General features: G+C 60.1%; 17 protein-coding genes. All 17 read right to left on the minus strand.

What is annotated here, in order from left to right; translation table 11 throughout:
* Positions 1–151 precede the first annotated feature (151 nt).
* The 17 genes from K5K89_RS23980 to iscU all read right to left on the minus strand — a co-directional run bounded on the left by K5K89_RS23980 (position 152) and on the right by iscU (position 15,243).
* The gene (locus tag K5K89_RS23980) at positions 152–943 is read right to left on the minus strand and encodes an amidohydrolase (RefSeq protein ID WP_071489517.1); all 792 of its coding nucleotides are present in this window, start codon (positions 941–943) and stop codon (positions 152–154) included.
* Positions 931–2,079 (minus strand): pyridoxal phosphate-dependent aminotransferase, encoded by a 1,149-nt coding sequence (locus K5K89_RS23985; RefSeq protein ID WP_092249203.1) that lies wholly within the window; start codon positions 2,077–2,079, stop codon positions 931–933. The genes K5K89_RS23980 and K5K89_RS23985 overlap by 13 nt, the downstream gene beginning before the upstream one ends.
* 128 nt (positions 2,080–2,207) lie before the next feature.
* Positions 2,208–3,677 (minus strand): ribosome biogenesis GTPase Der, encoded by a 1,470-nt coding sequence (gene der / locus K5K89_RS23990; RefSeq protein WP_058423368.1) that lies wholly within the window; start codon positions 3,675–3,677, stop codon positions 2,208–2,210.
* A 134-nt stretch (positions 3,678–3,811) separates the two neighbouring features.
* A complete protein-coding gene (bamB, locus tag K5K89_RS23995; protein ID WP_071489252.1) occupies positions 3,812–4,963 on the minus strand; it encodes an outer membrane protein assembly factor BamB in 1,152 nt (383 codons plus the stop codon).
* A complete protein-coding gene (locus tag K5K89_RS24000; RefSeq protein ID WP_032890712.1) occupies positions 4,956–5,597 on the minus strand; it encodes a YfgM family protein in 642 nt (213 codons plus the stop codon). The genes bamB and K5K89_RS24000 overlap by 8 nt, the downstream gene beginning before the upstream one ends.
* Positions 5,598–5,638: 41 nt before the next feature.
* On the minus strand, positions 5,639–6,928 hold the full coding sequence (hisS, locus tag K5K89_RS24005) for a histidine--tRNA ligase (protein ID WP_071489251.1): 1,290 nt from the start codon (positions 6,926–6,928) through the stop codon (positions 5,639–5,641).
* 21 nt (positions 6,929–6,949) lie between these two features.
* A complete protein-coding gene (ispG, locus tag K5K89_RS24010; protein ID WP_071489250.1) occupies positions 6,950–8,059 on the minus strand; it encodes a flavodoxin-dependent (E)-4-hydroxy-3-methylbut-2-enyl-diphosphate synthase in 1,110 nt (369 codons plus the stop codon).
* A 2-nt stretch (positions 8,060–8,061) separates the two neighbouring features.
* The gene (locus K5K89_RS24015) at positions 8,062–9,033 is read right to left on the minus strand and encodes a helix-turn-helix domain-containing protein (protein ID WP_071489249.1); all 972 of its coding nucleotides are present in this window, start codon (positions 9,031–9,033) and stop codon (positions 8,062–8,064) included.
* Positions 9,033–9,791: a type IV pilus biogenesis/stability protein PilW gene (pilW, locus tag K5K89_RS24020; RefSeq protein ID WP_222540382.1), complete on the minus strand. Its 759-nt coding sequence runs from the start codon at positions 9,789–9,791 to the stop codon at positions 9,033–9,035. The genes K5K89_RS24015 and pilW overlap by 1 nt, the downstream gene beginning before the upstream one ends.
* A 12-nt stretch (positions 9,792–9,803) precedes the next feature.
* Positions 9,804–10,952: a 23S rRNA (adenine(2503)-C(2))-methyltransferase RlmN gene (gene rlmN / locus K5K89_RS24025; RefSeq protein WP_071489247.1), complete on the minus strand. Its 1,149-nt coding sequence runs from the start codon at positions 10,950–10,952 to the stop codon at positions 9,804–9,806.
* Between the two features lie 29 nt (positions 10,953–10,981).
* Complete coding sequence (ndk, locus tag K5K89_RS24030) at positions 10,982–11,407, minus strand: nucleoside-diphosphate kinase (protein ID WP_003175956.1); 426 nt, start codon at positions 11,405–11,407, stop codon at positions 10,982–10,984.
* 91 nt (positions 11,408–11,498) lie between these two features.
* Entirely contained in the window at positions 11,499–11,699 is a 201-nt protein-coding gene (gene iscX, locus K5K89_RS24035) for a Fe-S cluster assembly protein IscX (RefSeq protein WP_016977667.1), read from the minus strand.
* A gap of 14 nt (positions 11,700–11,713) precedes the next feature.
* Complete coding sequence (fdx, locus tag K5K89_RS24040; protein WP_003175958.1) at positions 11,714–12,055, minus strand: ISC system 2Fe-2S type ferredoxin; 342 nt, start codon at positions 12,053–12,055, stop codon at positions 11,714–11,716.
* Positions 12,056–12,058: 3 nt separating this feature from the next.
* Positions 12,059–13,921 carry a Fe-S protein assembly chaperone HscA gene (hscA, locus tag K5K89_RS24045; RefSeq protein ID WP_222540383.1) on the minus strand — a complete coding sequence of 621 codons (1,863 nt, stop codon included), beginning with the start codon at positions 13,919–13,921 and terminating at the stop codon, positions 12,059–12,061.
* 53 nt (positions 13,922–13,974) lie between these two features.
* Complete coding sequence (hscB, locus tag K5K89_RS24050) at positions 13,975–14,496, minus strand: co-chaperone HscB (protein WP_028617850.1); 522 nt, start codon at positions 14,494–14,496, stop codon at positions 13,975–13,977.
* Between the two features lie 8 nt (positions 14,497–14,504).
* The gene (iscA, locus tag K5K89_RS24055) at positions 14,505–14,828 is read right to left on the minus strand and encodes an iron-sulfur cluster assembly protein IscA (RefSeq protein WP_003175963.1); all 324 of its coding nucleotides are present in this window, start codon (positions 14,826–14,828) and stop codon (positions 14,505–14,507) included.
* A 28-nt stretch (positions 14,829–14,856) separates the two neighbouring features.
* Complete coding sequence (gene iscU / locus K5K89_RS24060; RefSeq protein WP_028617851.1) at positions 14,857–15,243, minus strand: Fe-S cluster assembly scaffold IscU; 387 nt, start codon at positions 15,241–15,243, stop codon at positions 14,857–14,859.
* Between the last annotated feature and the right edge of the window lie 77 nt (positions 15,244–15,320).

Below are 15,320 nucleotides of genomic sequence, written 5' to 3' on the forward strand. Positions count from 1 at the left end.
AATGTGAAAGGCCCCTGGATATGAGTCCTGGGGCCTTTTTTTTGGTTTTTTGTGGTCTGTGAGGGCCTCATCGGGGGCAAGCCCCCTCCCACACTTTAATTTGTGAATACATTCAAAATGTGGGAGGGGGCTTGCCCCCGATAGCGGTCTGTCAGACAAACTGGAAAGTATCGGCATCCAGGTTCGCCGGAAACCGCGTGCGGTACGCCGCCAGCTCTGCTGCATCCAGATTGACCTGGAACACCCCATCCGCCTCCCCCGCACTCAGCAGGGTCTCGCCCTGGAAGTCCAACACCTGGCTGTCCCCGGTGTAGGCAAAGCCCTTCCCATCCGTGCCCACCCGATTCACCGCCGCCACATAGCACAGGTTTTCAATCGCCCGCGCCGGCAGCAGTCGGTTCCAGTGCGAGCGCCGTGCCCCCGGCCAGTTGGCGGTATACAGCAGCAGGTCGGTGTCCTGGGCATCACGGCTCCACACCGGGAAGCGCAGGTCGTAGCAAATCAACGGGCGAATACGCCAGCCTTTCACTTCGAACTGCACCTGGCGCTCACCGGGGGTGTAGTGGTTGTGCTCGCCGGCCATGCGGAACAGGTGGCGCTTGTCGTAATGCAACACCTCGCCATCCGGCCGTGCCCACAGCAGGCGGTTGCGGTGGCTGCCGTCGGCAGCCTGGATGATCACGCTACCGGTGATGACGGCGTTGTACTTCGCGGCCTGTGCCTGTAGCCAACGGTGGGTCGGGCCGTTCTCGGGTTCGGCGAGGGTCGCGGATTCCATGGAGAAACCGGTGGTGAACATCTCCGGTAATACGATCAGGTCGGCACCTTGCGCCTGTTCCAACAATAACTCGAAGTGCTCAAGGTTCGCTTGGCGGTCGTGCCAGGCCAGGCTGGTCTGGACCAGGGCGATGTTCAGGTTCGGCAGTGCACTCAGATCACGCATAGTTTTTCAGCCGCTTGTTGCAGCGTTTCCTCGCGTTTGGCAAAGCACAGGCGCACCAGGCGCTGGCCTTGGGGTGGGGTCTGGTAGAACACCGAGACCGGAATCGTCGCCACGCCATGCTCGCGGGTCATCCACAGTGACATGGCGACGTCATCCAGGTCCGGGCGGATCTGTGAGTAATCCACCAGTTGGAAGTAGGTGCCGGTCACTGGGGTAAAGCTGAAGCGCGATGGCGCCAGCAGGTCGCAGAACAGATCGCGCTTGGCCTGATAGAACGCTGGCAACTCGTCGACATGCTCCGGGTGTTCCGCCATGAAATCGGCCAATGCGTACTGCAGCGGGGTTACACCACAGAAATTGACGTATTGATGCACCTTGCGCAGTTCCGCGGTGAGGGCCGGCGGCGCGACGACGTAGCCGGTTTTCCAACCGGTGACGTGGTAAGTCTTGCCGAAGGAACTGACCACGAACGCACGCTGATACAGCTCATCGTGGGCCAGCACACTGACGTGGGGCACACCGTCAAATACCAGGTGCTCGTAGACTTCATCGCTGACCAGGTAGATGTCACGGTCGCGGATCAGTTCGGCCAACTGGTCCAGTTCGGCGCGGCTGATCAGCGCGCCGGTCGGGTTGTGTGGGGAATTGAGGACGATCATCCGCGTACGCGGTGACAGCGCCGCCTTGATCTTCTCGAAGTCCAGCGCGAAGCCATCCAGGCTCAGTTGCACGTGCACGCAACGGCCGCCGGCCAGCTCCACCGAAGGCTCGTAGCTGTCGTAGCTGGGGTCGAACACGATGACTTCATCACCCTGGCGAATCACCGCCTGGATCGCACAGAAGATCGCCTCGGTAGCACCAGGGGTAATGGTCACTTCAGTGTCCGCATTGACCGTGGCGCCATAGCTACGGGCGATCTTGGCGGCTACCTGCTGGCGCAGCACCGGCAGGCCGGTCATGGGCGCGTATTGGTTGTGCCCGAGAGCGATATGCTTGCCCACCGCATCGAGCAGACCCTGGGGGCCATTGAAGTCCGGAAAGCCCTGGGACAGGTTCAGCGCACCGGTTTCGGCAGCGAGTTGCGACATGGTGGTGAAAATGGTCGTGCCGACATTCGGCAGCTTGCTGGTGATCATGGGAGCCCCCTTCGGGTGAGCTGCAAGTTTTAAGCTGCAAGCCGCAAGCAGGTCAAGGGGCAAACCACCAGGCACAAAAAAGGGCTCCAAAGGAGCCCTCTCTTGCAGCTAACAACTTGAAGCTGTCGTTACTTCTTATCGCGGCGCTTCTTGTCGGCCTTCTTGTGGTGAGTCATCAAACGACGCTTCTTGTTCACCTGACGGTCAGTCAGTGTGTTCTTGTTGCCTTCGTATGGGTTCTCGCCACCCTTGAACTCGATACGGATCGGCGTACCGACCAGTTTCAAGACACGGCGGTAGGTGTTTTCCAGGTAACGCACATAGGACTTCGGCACCTTCTCGATCTGGTTACCGTGAATCACGATAATCGGCGGGTTGGCACCACCCAAGTGGGCGTAACGCAATTTGATCCGGCGGTTGTTGACCATCGGCGGCGCGTGCTCGCCAACCGCATCTTCCAGGATCTGGGTGAGGCGGTTGGTCGGCCAGCGGGTCACTGCAGACTTGAACGAGTTCTGCACGGAAGCGTAAAGGTTGCCCACGCCGGTGCCGTGCAGTGCCGAGATGAAGTGGATGTCGGCGAACTCGACGAAGAACAGACGACGTTGCAGCTCGACCTTGACGAAGTCGCGCTCGCTCGGCGTCATGCCGTCCCACTTGTTGATCGCGATCACCAGGGCACGACCGGCCTCCAGGGCAAAGCCCAGCAGGTTGAGGTCGTGGTCCACCACACCCTCGCGGGCGTCCATCACGAAGATCACCACGTTGGCGTCTTTGATCGCCTGCAGGGTTTTGACCACCGAGAACTTTTCGACTTCCTCGTGGATCTTGCCGCGCTTGCGCACACCGGCGGTATCGATCAGCGTGTACTTTTCCTCGTTACGTTCGAACGGGATGTAGATGCTGTCGCGGGTGGTGCCGGGCTGGTCATAGACGATGACCCGGTCTTCACCGAGCATGCGGTTGACCAGGGTCGACTTGCCGACGTTGGGACGACCGATGATAGCGATCTTGATACCGTCTTTTTCGCTCGGGCCAGGAATGCGCTTGGCTTCCTCACCTTCGGCAACGATTTCCTCTTCGCCCTCTTCCTCCTCGACGTCATCCTTGGGGAAATCGCGCAGGGCAATTTCCAGCATCTGGGTGATACCACGACCGTGGGCACCTGCGACCGGGATCGCATCGCCCAGGCCCATCGGGCTGAATTCGGCACGGGCAGCTTCAGGATCGATGTTGTCGATCTTGTTCGCGACCAGATAGGAACGCTTGTTACGCTTGCGCAGGTGCTCGCCAATCATCTGGTCGGCAGCGGTGTAGCCCGCACGGGCGTCCACCAGGAACAACACGACATCGGCTTCTTCAATGGCCAGCAGCGACTGCTCGGCCATCTTTTCGTCCATGCCATGCTCGTCACCGGAGATACCACCGGTGTCGACGATAATGTAGGAGCGCCCTTGCCACTTTGCCTCACCGTATTGGCGATCACGGGTCAGACCGGACAAGTCGCCGACGATGGCGTCGCGAGTCCTGGTCAGGCGGTTGAACAAGGTGGACTTGCCGACGTTAGGTCGGCCCACCAGGGCGATTACGGGAACCATGCGGCTCTCCACTTCGTTATTTCAGAAAATACAAAAGCCGCTGCAGGGCAGCGGCTGGTGCTCGGGGCAGCATAATCAAATGCCGCATGCCCCGCCTGAGCGGGGCCGCCTGGGTATTACCCCAAGCATGGTTCTTACTTGATGGTCAGGGCTTCCAGCTTGCCGCTGTTGCCATACACATAAAGCATGTTACCCACCACCAGCGGACGCGCACGCAGGCCGTCGCTGTCGATACGCTCGCGACCGACGAAACGACCGTCCACCTGGCTCAACAGGTGCAGGTAGCCTTCGAAGTCGCCGACCGCGACATAACTGGAGAACACTTCCGGTGCCGACAACTGGCGGCGCGCCAGGGAATCGTTGCTCCACAGTGCCGTGGTGGAACGCTCGTCGACACTTTCAACGGTGCCGGACGCCAGGCTGACATAGACGCTGCCAAACCCTTGGGCGACACCGGCGTAGCTGGAAGCATCACGCTGCCAGTTGACGCGGCCGCTCTGCAGGTCCAGTGCCGCAACACGGCCCTGGTAAGTGGCGACGTAGAGGGTTTCACCCGACAGCAGCAGGCCGCCATCGATGTCCACCACGCGGTCCAGTTCGGAACGACCTTGCGGGATGGCCACACGGGTTTCCCAGGCCGGCACGCCGTTCTGGGTATCCAGGGCGACCACTTTACCGGTCGACAGGCCTGCAACGGCCAGATTGTTGGTCACAATCGGACCACTGGTACCACGCAACGTCAGCACCGCCGGGGTGCTGTCGTACAACCAACGCTGTTCGCCGGTGCTGGCGTCGAGGCCGATCACACGGTCGTCCTGGGTTTGCACTACGACGATATCGCCGTTGGTGGCAGGCGGTGCGAGCACCTCACTGGTCACGCGAGCGCGCCATTTCTCTTCACCGGTGCTGGAATCCAACGCCACGACTTCGCCCTTGAGCGTGCCGAGCAAGACCATGCCGTAACCTACGCCTACGGCGCCGGATACCGGAATTTCGAGGTCTTTCTTCCACTTCACGTCGCCGTTCATGCGATCCATGGAAATGACGACGCCGGTCACGTCGGCGGCGACGATATTTTCACCGTCGATAGCCGGTACCAGCATGTTGTAGGTTTCACCCTGGCCGTCACCGATGGAGCGGCTCCACTGCTTTTGCAGGACCACTTCTTCCTTGAAGCTGGTCAGCTCCGCAGGCGGCAGTTCTTTTTTACTGTTGCTGCTGCAACCCGCGGCCAGAATGGCCAGAGCCAGCAATGCTGCATGTTTCCAACGGATCACGTCACGCATCCCCTTTGGCCAAGTCGTCCAGCTTGATTTGTAAGCCACCGACCGCCGCTTCATCAGACAGCGCCGCCTTGGCTTTCTTGTACGCAGCATTGGCTTCGTCGGTACGACCCAATTGGACCAACAGGTCGCCCTTGAGCTCTTCGCGAGTGGCTACAAATGCCTTGTCAGCATCGCCGTCGAGCAGTTTGAGTGCTTCGTCAGCCTTGTTCTGTGCCGCCAGTACCTGGGCCAGGCGCTGACGTGCGATTTCACCCAGGGTCGGGTTGGTCGGCTTGTCGGCGATGGCCTTCAACTCAGCGGCGGCGTCGTCCAGCTTGCCGGTGTCGACCGCGACCTTCGCGACGAACAGGCTGCCGTATTGGGCGTAGGTGCTACCGCCGAATTCGTTCTTCAGCTTACCGGCCAGGTCTGCAACCTGCGCAGGATCGGGCTTGCCGTCCGGCGTCAGGGTGGTTTCCAGCAATTGCTGATAGAGGATCGAGGCGCCTTGGGACTGGTTGGCCTGATACTTGGTCCAGGCCTGCCAGCCGAACACCACCACTAAAGCCAGCAGACCGCCAGTAACCAGGGGCTTGCCGTTGCGCTGCCACCAGTCCTTGAACTCGGCCAGTTGCTCATCATCAGTACTCGACACCCCAATACTCCTTAATCGCTAAATTCGGCTGTTCGACAGCTTCAACCCTGCACGACGCAGGTGGCCAAGTGCGCAGCGAGCGCATCAAAGGCAATGTTCTGTTGCTCACCCTGGCCACGCAGGGGTTTGAAACCTATCACTTGCTGGGCCAGTTCGTCTTCGCCGAGGATCAGTGCATACAGCGCACCGCTCTTGTCGGCCTTCTTGAACTGGCTCTTGAAGCTGCCGGCGCCGGCGTTGACCTGCAGGCGCAGGTTCGGCAGTTGATCGCGTACTTGTTCGCTCAGGGCCAGGGCAGCCAGTTCAGCGGCCTCGCCAAAGGCGCACAGGTACACATCCACCTGGCGGGAGATCTCTTCCGGGACCTGCTCCAGGGTTTCCAGCAGCAGGATCAGCCGCTCGATGCCCATGGCAAAACCCACACCGGTGGTCGGCTTGCCGCCCATCTGCTCGACCAGGCCGTCGTAGCGGCCACCGGCACACACGGTGCCCTGGGCGCCAAGCTTGTCGGTGACCCACTCGAAGACCGTCTTGCTGTAGTAATCGAGGCCACGCACCAACTTTGGATTGATGACGTAAGGAATACCGGCTGCCTCCAGGCGAGCCTTGAGGCCCTCGAAGTGAATGCGGGATTCGTCGTCCAGGTAATCGGCCATTTTCGGCGCGTTGACCAGCACGGCCTGGGTGTCGGCGTTCTTGGTATCGAGGACGCGCAACGGGTTGGTTTTCAGGCGGCGCTGGCTGTCTTCGTCCAACTCGTCCAGGTGGGCGGACAGGTACTCGACCAGGGCCACCCGATAGCGGCCCCGGGACTCGCTGGTGCCCAGGCTGTTGAGTTCAAGCTTGACCGCGTCGCGGATGCCCAGCAGGCCCCACAGGCGCCAGGTCAGCACGATCAGCTCGGCGTCGATGTCCGGACCGTCGAGGTTGAACACCTCCAGGCCGATCTGGTGGAACTGGCGATAGCGACCTTTCTGCGGGCGCTCGTGGCGGAACATCGGGCCGATGTACCACAGCTTCTGTGGCTGGCCGCCACCGGTGAGGCCATGTTCGAGTACGGCGCGCACGCACGCGGCAGTGCCTTCCGGACGCAGGGTCAGGGAGTCGCCGTTGCGGTCCTCAAAGGTGTACATCTCTTTTTCGACGATGTCGGTCACTTCACCGATGGAGCGCTTGAACAGCTCGGTGAACTCGACGATCGGCATGCGGATCTGCTTGTAACCGTAGTTATCCAGCAGGCGCGCAACAGTGCCCTCGAAGTAGCGCCACAGCGGCGTCTGCTCCGGAAGGATGTCGTTCATGCCACGAATGGCTTGCAGAGACTTGCTCACATCAAATCCTTAAATTCGTTCTTAGCCGCGCGCGATCAGCGCTGCGTCAGCCGCGACCTTTTCGGCCGCTTTCTCGCGGATCAGTCTTTCGAGATCATCCACCAGATTGTCATTCGTCAACTTATGCGACGGTTTGCCGTCGATGTAGATCAGGTTCGGTGAGCCGCCGGTCAGGCCGATGTGCGCCTCTTTGGCTTCACCCGGACCGTTGACCACGCATCCGATCACCGCAACATCCAGCGGCACCAGCAGGTCTTCGAGGCGTCCTTCCAGTTCGTTCATGGTTTTCACCACGTCGAAGTTCTGCCGCGAGCAGCTCGGGCAGGCAATGAAGTTGATGCCTCGGGAACGCAAACGCAGAGATTTGAGAATGTCGTAACCGACCTTCACTTCCTCTACGGGGTCTGCCGCCAGGGAGATGCGGATAGTATCGCCAATCCCTTCGGCGAGCAGCATACCGAGACCCACCGCAGATTTCACTGTGCCTGAGCGTAAACCGCCGGCTTCAGTGATACCCAGGTGCAACGGCTGCACGATCTCCTTGGCCAGCAGGCGGTAGGCTTCTACCGCCATGAACACGTCGGAGGCCTTTACGCTGACCTTGTAGTCCTGGAAATTCAGGCGCTCAAGGTGTTCAACGTGGCGCAGCGCAGATTCAACCAGCGCCGCCGGGGTCGGCTCGCCGTATTTCTTTTGCAGGTCTTTTTCCAGGGAGCCGGCGTTGACGCCGATGCGGATCGGAATGCCGCGATCGCGAGCAGCATCCACCACCGCACGCACACGGGCTTCGCTGCCGATGTTGCCCGGGTTGATACGCAGGCAGTCCACGCCCAGCTCGGCCACGCGCAAGGCGATCTTGTGGTCGAAGTGAATGTCGGCAACCAACGGCACCTTGACCTGTTGCTTGATGCGACCGAAGGCCTCGGCAGCGTCCATGTCCGGCACGGAAACGCGCACGATGTCCACGCCAGCGGCTTCCAGGCGGTTGATCTGGGCAACGGTGGCGGCCACGTCATTGGTGTCGCTGTTGGTCATGCTCTGTACGGCGATGGGGGCATCGCCACCCACCGGCACCGAGCCGACCCAGATTTTGCGCGATACGCGACGTTTGATTGGAGATTCGCCGTGCATGACTATTGTCCCAACTTCAGGCGAGCGGTCTCGCCGGTGGTGAACGGCGCTACGTCCACAGGCTGGCCGTTGTAGGCCACTTGCGCGCCACGGGCAAAGCCCAGACGCAGCGTCAAAGGAGGCTTGCCGCCCTGGTCAAGCGTATCTCCCTTACGCTTCAGACCGCTAAACAGCACTTTGCCATTGCCGTCGGTGACTTGCGTCCAGCAGTCGGCGACGAAGGTAATCTGTACGCGGCCATCACCGGCGATCAACGCTGGGGTGGTAGGTGGCGAAATCGCTGCCGGGGCGGTCTGGGCCTGAGTCGCTGGCGCCTGTACAGGAGCGGCCGGGGTGTGGGCCGGAGCTGCAGGCGTTGCGGGAGCCGGTGCGACAGCGGTCGCGGCAGGCGGGGTTTCCGGTGCAGGCTGCTCAGTGGCAAGCGGCGCTTCAGGCGCGGCCTGGCCTTCTGCTACAGCCTGGTCTTCCGGCTCGTCCAGCGGATGAATCTGGGTGGTGCCGTCGGCGCTTTCGACTTCGACGTGCTCCATGGCGTTGCTGGTCAGGTCCTTGGTGCGCTGGGAGGTCTGGTCTTGCCACCAGACAAAACCGCCACCAATGACAGCGATCAGCAGCAGCAGGCTGACAATTCGCAAAATAGTGTGGGAAACCCGCACCGGTTCTTCGATGCGACCCAAGCCATGCACATTGCTGCCCTGGGAGTCGGTGCCGGTGAACTGGTCGAATTCCTGGACCAAAACTGCCTGGTCGATCCCCAGCAGCTTGGCGTAGGCACGGATATAGCCGCGGGCGAAGGTATGCCCAGGCAGCTTATCGAACGCGCCAGCTTCCAGGTTGCCCAGGGATGTAGTGGTCAAATTGAGCTTGAGGGCCACTTCCGCCAGCGACCAACCATTGCTTTCGCGGGCCTGACGCAAGGTGTCGCCTGGGTTTACGCGATTAGCTGCTACAACTTCCGGGTGCGCCGCTTTCATCATTGCTCCGACAGGTATTGCTGATATTCCGGCGTACCGGGATAGAGTCGTTCAAGTTGTTGGCCAAAACGTGCGGCCTTGTCGCGTTCTTCATGAACCGTCGCCAGCCGCACACCGAGCAATAGACTACGTGCATTTTGCCCGCTGAGCAGGCTAAAACGCTCGTAATAGTCACGTGCCGGCACATAATGCCTGTCATCAAAGGATATCTCAGCCATTTCGAGCAATGCCCGAGGCTGACGACCGTTCAAATGCAGGGCTTTTTCCAGTTGCCGGCGAGCATTGTCGCGCTGGCCGAGGCGGATCGAGGTGACCCCAAGGTTCTCGAACACCCGCGAACGCTCAGGATAGAGGGTATCGACGCTGGCTTGCTGGAAATAAAGGGCGGCCTGGTCATAACGTTCCTGCGCAAACAGGAAACTGCCGTAGTTGTTCAGCAGCCGCGGATCGGCAGGGCGTGCGGCCAGGGCCTTGTGGAAATAGCGGTCAGCCAGTTCAGGCTCGGCCTGGGCCTGGAACACCAGGGCCAGTGCGGCATTGGCATCGGCGTCGTCGCTGTCCAGCTCAAGGGCCTTCTTCAACGGCACCTTGGCCTGCTCGCTCATGCCTTGTTGCAGGTAACCCAAGCCCAGTTGCACATAGGCAACTCGCGCCTCATCACGGCCTTTACCGGTTTGCAAAGGGCCTTCATGGCCCGATGAAACACAACCGGCCGCAAGACCGGTAAAAAGCAAAAGCAGCGCAAGGCGCAAGGGCATAGAGATCCTCTCTCAGATTCGATTCACAGCGATCAGCGGCAAATCGTCGGCGGCGTTCACTTCGCGTCCGGCGATATAGCGCTCGCTGCGGCGGGTGCGGTCCATCACCTGCCCGACCAATTGGCCACAGGCGGCGTCGATGTCTTCACCACGGGTGGTGCGGACGGTGACGTTGTAGCCGGCCTGGTGCAGTTGATCCTGGAAACGACGGATGGCGTTGTTGCTCGGCCGCTCGTAGCCGGAATGTGGAAACGGGTTGAACGGAATCAGGTTGATCTTGCACGGGGTGTCCTTGAGCAACTCGATCATCTCGACCGCGTGCTCAACCTTGTCATTGATGTCCTTGAGCAAGGTGTACTCGATGGTCAGCACGCGCTTTTCGCCCAGGGACGACATATAACGCTGGCAAGATTCGAGCAGCATCTTAAGCGGATACTTCTTGTTGATTGGCACCAATTGGTTACGCAATGCGTCATTGGGTGCGTGCAGCGACAACGCCAGGGAGACGTCGATGTGCTTGGACAGCTCATCGATCATCGGCACCACGCCAGAGGTGGACAGGGTTACACGGCGCTTGGAGATGCCGTAGCCCAGGTCGTCCATCATCAGGTGCATGGCCGAAACCACGTTGTCGAAGTTCAGCAGCGGCTCACCCATGCCCATCATCACCACGTTGGTGATGGCACGGTCGACGGTCGCCGGGACGCTGCCAAAAGATTTGTTGGCAATCCACACCTGGCCGATCACTTCGGCGGCGGTGAGGTTGCTATTGAAGCCTTGCTTGCCGGTGGAGCAGAAACTGCAGTCCAGGGCACAGCCTGCCTGGGACGAAACGCACAAGGTGCCGCGTTTGCCCTGGGGAATGTACACGGTCTCGACACAGCTGCCGGACGCAACGCGCACCACCCATTTACGGGTGCCGTCGCTGGAGATGTCCTCGCTGACCACTTCCGGACCACGCACCTCGGCAATGGCCTTGAGCTTGTCGCGCAGGGCCTTGCTGACGTTCGTCATGGCGTCGAAATCATCGACGCCAAAGTGGTGAATCCATTTCATTACCTGACCGGCACGGAAACGCTTCTCCCCGATTGAGTCGAAGAATTTCTCCATTTCCGGCTGGGTCAGCCCCAGCAGGTTGGTTTTTACAGTCGATGTCGTCATGGATTCACCCTCACTCTTTAAGCCGATGCTTAGCGAGCGGTTACTTCAGTAGCGGCGAAGAAGTACGAGATTTCGCGAGCAGCAGCGGCTTCGGAGTCCGAACCGTGTACAGCGTTGGCGTCGATGGACTCGGCGAAGTCAGCACGGATGGTGCCGGCAGCGGCTTCTTTAGGGTTGGTAGCGCCCATCAGCTCACGGTTCAGAGCGATAGCGTTTTCGCCTTCCAGAACCTGAACAACAACAGGACCGGAGATCATGAAGGCAACCAGGTCGCCGAAGAAGCCACGAGCGCTGTGCTCAGCGTAGAAGCCTTCAGCTTCAGCCTTGGACAGTTGCTTGAGTTTCGAAGCTACAACCTTCAGGCCGGCTTTTTCGAAACGAGTGGTGATCTCGCCGATGACGTTTTTTGCAACAGCGTCAGGCTTGATGATGGAGAAAGTACGTTGAACAGCCATGGTGTAACTCCAGAAACGGTAATTTACGAAAAATTAAACCCGCGAATTATACGCGGGTTATTGGGTATTGCCTAACTGCGTAAGGGAGGCGTCAGTCCTGTTCTTCTTTCCAGGCAGTCTGGATAGCCTCCAGGACCTTCTCACCACCGCGATCACGCTCATCTTCGAACCCTGGCAGCGCCATGACCATGTCACGCAAAGCTACAAAGTTCAGGGAGTAAGGATCCAGATCCGGGTTGGCATCGGCCAACAGGATAGCGATCTCTTGCACATCAACCCATTTAAGACTCATGACACTTCCTTGAATCAATGCGGCGCTTCGGCTGCATGGTTGAGGGAATATTTCGGGATTTCGACGGTAATGTCTTCCGTGCCGACCTTTGCCTGACAGCTTAGGCGAGAAGTCGCTTCAAGGCCCCAGGCACGGTCAAGAAAGTCTTCTTCCAGCTCGTCTGCTTCTTCCAGGGAATTGAAACCCTCGCGGATGATGCAGTGACAGGTGGTGCAAGCGCAGACACCGCCGCAGGCACTTTCGATCTCGATGTGGTTGTCATGGGCAACTTCGAGGATGGACTTGCCGGTCTCAGCCTCCACGACCATACCGTCCGGGCAATGCTCGGCGTGTGGCAGAAAAATGACCTGCGGCATTGATTATTCCTCGATTTCATTCAGGTTGCGCCCGGCCAGTGCGGCTTTCACCGTCTGATCCATGCGGCGGGCGGCAAAGGCATCTGTCACTTGCGACAGGCGCTTGGTCTGTTGCTCGATAGCGTAGCCATCGCTGCCTTTCATCAGCTCGGCCAGTTCCTGCATCTGCAGGTCAATGACCATGCGCTCTTCGGCATCCAGCAGGCGCTCGCCGTCGGCATCAAGGGCACCCTGCACCGCTTCGAGCAGGCGCTGGGCATCCACTTGTTGCTCGCGCAGCACGCGAGCGACCTTGTCGTCACCGGCATACTGGAACGAGTCCTTGAGCATCTTGGCGATTTCGCCGTCGGTCAGGCCGTAGGACGGCTTGACCTGGATGCTGGCTTCAACACCCGAACCCAACTCACGCGCAGCGACGTTGAGCAGGCCGTCGGCGTCGACCTGAAAGGTCACGCGAATCTTTGCCGCGCCAGCCACCATCGCCGGAATGCCGCGCAATTCGAAGCGCGCCAGGGAGCGGCAGTCACTGATCAGCTCGCGCTCGCCTTGCAGCACATGGATCATCATGGCCGTCTGGCCATCTTTGTAAGTGGTGAAATCCTGGGCACGGGCGACGGGGATGGTGGTGTTGCGTGGTATCACCTTCTCCATCAGCCCCCCCATGGTTTCCAGCCCCAGGGAAAGCGGGATCACGTCGAGCAGCAGCAGTTCGCCACCATCGCGCTTATTACCGGCCAGGGTGTCTGCCTGGATCGCGGCGCCGATGGCGACCACCTGGTCCGGATCGATTTCAGTCAGCGGCTGGCGGCCAAAGGCTTCGGCGACGGCTTCACGCACGCGTGGTACGCGGGTGGAACCACCGACCATGACCACTGCACCCACGTCCTCCAGTTCGATACCGGAATCACGTACGGCACGGCGGCAGGCTTTCAGGCTGCGGGCGACCATAGGCTCGATCAGCGCATCGAAGGCTTCGCGGGTCAGTTGGGCCGACCAGTTACCGTAGGAAACTTCAACAGACGCGGAGTCCGTCAGCGCTTCTTTGGCGGCGCAAGCGGTTTGCAGCAGGTTGCGCTGCGCGCCCGGGTCCAGGTCGGCAGACAAGCCGGCGCTGGCGATGATCCAACCCGCAATGGCGTGGTCGAAGTCGTCGCCGCCCAGGGCGCTGTCGCCACCAGTGGCCAGCACTTCGAAGACGCCCCCGGTCAGGCGCAAAATCGATATATCAAAGGTTCCACCGCCCAGGTCGTAAATGGCAACCAGGCCTTCGGCATGCTGGTCCAGGCCATAGGCCACGGCTGCCGCGGTCGGCTCATTGAGCAGGCGCAGCACGTTCAGGCCGGCAAGTTTGGCCGCATCCTTGGTAGCTTGGCGCTGGGCATCATCGAAATAAGCCGGAACGGTGATCACCGCGCCGACCAGTTCGCCGCCCAGGGTCTTTTCCGCGCGCTGACGCAGTACCTTGAGGATATCGGCCGACACTTCCACAGGGCTTTTCGGGCCTTGGACGGTGTCGATGAACGGCATGTGGGATTCACCGCCGACAAAGCGATACGGCAGCTGGTCGCCCAATTGCTTGACGTCGGACAGACCACGACCCATCAAGCGCTTGACCGACAGTACGGTATTCAAAGGGTCGGAAGACGCCGCCAGCTTGGCCGACTCACCCACTTCGGTACGATCAACGTGATAGCGCACGGCAGAGGGCAGGATCACCTGGCCATCAGCGTCGGGCAACGGCTCGGACAGGCCACTGCGCAAGGCAGCAACCAGGGAATTGGTGGTGCCCAGGTCAATCCCGACCGCCAGGCGACGCTGGTGCGGTTGAGGGCTTTGGCCGGGTTCGGCGATTTGCAGTAGGGCCATGGTAATCAGGTCTTATCTGTCTATCAGGCGTGCATCACGGGCAGCACACGGGGTTAATCGTCGAGGCGCTCTTCTAGCTGGCGCACTTCGTAGGTGAGCTTGTCGAGGAACTGCATGCGCCGCATCAGGCGTTCGGCCTGCTCACGTTGCGCTGCATCATCCCAACAGGCTGCGAAGCTTTCGTTGAGCTCATCCTGGGCGGTTTTCAGACGACGCTTGAAGACTGCAACACCGGCCAGATCGGCCTCGTCCTGCAAGTCTTCGAGTTCTTCGCGCCACTGCATCTGCTGCATCAGGAAGTCCGGATCATGCACGGTCACTTCCAGCGGCAACTCGCCACCGTTCATCGCGAGCAGGTAGCGCGCGCGTTTCGGGGGGCTTTTGAGCGTCTGATAGGCTTCGTTGAGGCTGGCCGATTGCTCCAGCGCCAGGCGTTGCTCACGCTCGGAAGCGTCAGCGAAGCGGTCCGGGTGCACGCCACGCGCCAGTTCTCGGTAGCGCGTGGCAAGCTGCTCAAGGTCCAGCCGAAAGCTCGGCTGCAGCTCGAATAAAGCGAAATGACAAGGAGTACCCACGAATAGCCTCAGATGTTGAAGCTTTCGCCGCAGCCACATTCACCGCGTACGTTGGGGTTGTTGAACTTGAAGCCTTCGTTCAACCCTTCCTTGACGAAATCGAGTTCGGTGCCGTCCAGGTAGGTCAGGCTCTTGGGGTCGATAATCACTTTCTCGCCGTGACTTTCGAACACCTGGTCTTCCGCAACCACCTCATCGACAAACTCCAGCACGTAGGCAAGGCCGGAACAGCCCGTGGTGCGAACACCCAGACGAATCCCCTCACCTTTACCGCGCCCATTCAGGGAGCGGCGAATGTGCTGCGCAGCCGCTTCTGTCATGCTGATAGCCATCGTTGACTCCTTACTCGTCGCCAAATGCTTAGATCAAGCCTTTCTTCTGCTTGTAGTCGCGAACGGCCGCCTTGATGGCGTCTTCTGCGAGTACCGAGCAGTGGATTTTCACGGGCGGCAGGGCCAGCTCTTCGGCCAGCTGGGTGTTGCTGATAGTGACAGCCTCATCCAGGGTCTTGCCTTTCATCCATTCGGTCGCCAGGGAGCTGGAGGCGATAGCCGAACCGCAACCGTAGGTCTTGAACTTGGCGTCTTCGATAACGCCAGCGTCGTTGACCTTGATCTGCAGGCGCATCACATCGCCGCACGCCGGAGCGCCGACCATGCCGGTGCCGACATCAGGATCTTCCGCGTCCATCTTGCCGACGTTGCGCGGGTTTTCGTAGTGGTCGATGACCTTTTCGCTGTAAGCCATGGTACTGAATCCTCACTCATCAGGGCCGCTCTGGAACCCTGTAGAAACGCCTGCGTTTTCCGCCACGTTCCTACAGA

The sequence above is a fragment of the Pseudomonas sp. DR208 genome (assembly GCF_019823005.1).
Taxonomy (GTDB): domain Bacteria; phylum Pseudomonadota; class Gammaproteobacteria; order Pseudomonadales; family Pseudomonadaceae; genus Aquipseudomonas; species Aquipseudomonas extremorientalis.

Excerpts from the sequence above, each read along its gene's own strand:
- K5K89_RS23980 (WP_071489517.1), bottom strand. The coding sequence starts at position 943 with ATGCGTGATCTGAGTGCACTGCCGAACCTGAACATCGCCCTGGTCCAG.
- K5K89_RS23985 (WP_092249203.1), bottom strand. The coding sequence starts at position 2,079 with ATGATCACCAGCAAGCTGCCGAATGTCGGCACGACCATTTTCACCACC.
- der (WP_058423368.1), bottom strand. The coding sequence starts at position 3,677 with ATGGTTCCCGTAATCGCCCTGGTGGGCCGACCTAACGTCGGCAAGTCC.
- bamB (WP_071489252.1), bottom strand. The coding sequence starts at position 4,963 with ATGCGTGACGTGATCCGTTGGAAACATGCAGCATTGCTGGCTCTGGCC.
- ispG (WP_071489250.1), bottom strand. The coding sequence starts at position 8,059 with ATGCACGGCGAATCTCCAATCAAACGTCGCGTATCGCGCAAAATCTGG.
- K5K89_RS24015 (WP_071489249.1), bottom strand. The coding sequence starts at position 9,033 with ATGAAAGCGGCGCACCCGGAAGTTGTAGCAGCTAATCGCGTAAACCCA.
- pilW (WP_222540382.1), bottom strand. The coding sequence starts at position 9,791 with ATGCCCTTGCGCCTTGCGCTGCTTTTGCTTTTTACCGGTCTTGCGGCC.
- rlmN (WP_071489247.1), bottom strand. The coding sequence starts at position 10,952 with ATGACGACATCGACTGTAAAAACCAACCTGCTGGGGCTGACCCAGCCG.
- ndk (WP_003175956.1), bottom strand. The coding sequence starts at position 11,407 with ATGGCTGTTCAACGTACTTTCTCCATCATCAAGCCTGACGCTGTTGCA.
- iscX (WP_016977667.1), bottom strand. The coding sequence starts at position 11,699 with ATGAGTCTTAAATGGGTTGATGTGCAAGAGATCGCTATCCTGTTGGCC.
- fdx (WP_003175958.1), bottom strand. The coding sequence starts at position 12,055 with ATGCCGCAGGTCATTTTTCTGCCACACGCCGAGCATTGCCCGGACGGT.
- hscA (WP_222540383.1), bottom strand. The coding sequence starts at position 13,921 with ATGGCCCTACTGCAAATCGCCGAACCCGGCCAAAGCCCTCAACCGCAC.
- iscA (WP_003175963.1), bottom strand. The coding sequence starts at position 14,828 with ATGGCTATCAGCATGACAGAAGCGGCTGCGCAGCACATTCGCCGCTCC.
- iscU (WP_028617851.1), bottom strand. The coding sequence starts at position 15,243 with ATGGCTTACAGCGAAAAGGTCATCGACCACTACGAAAACCCGCGCAAC.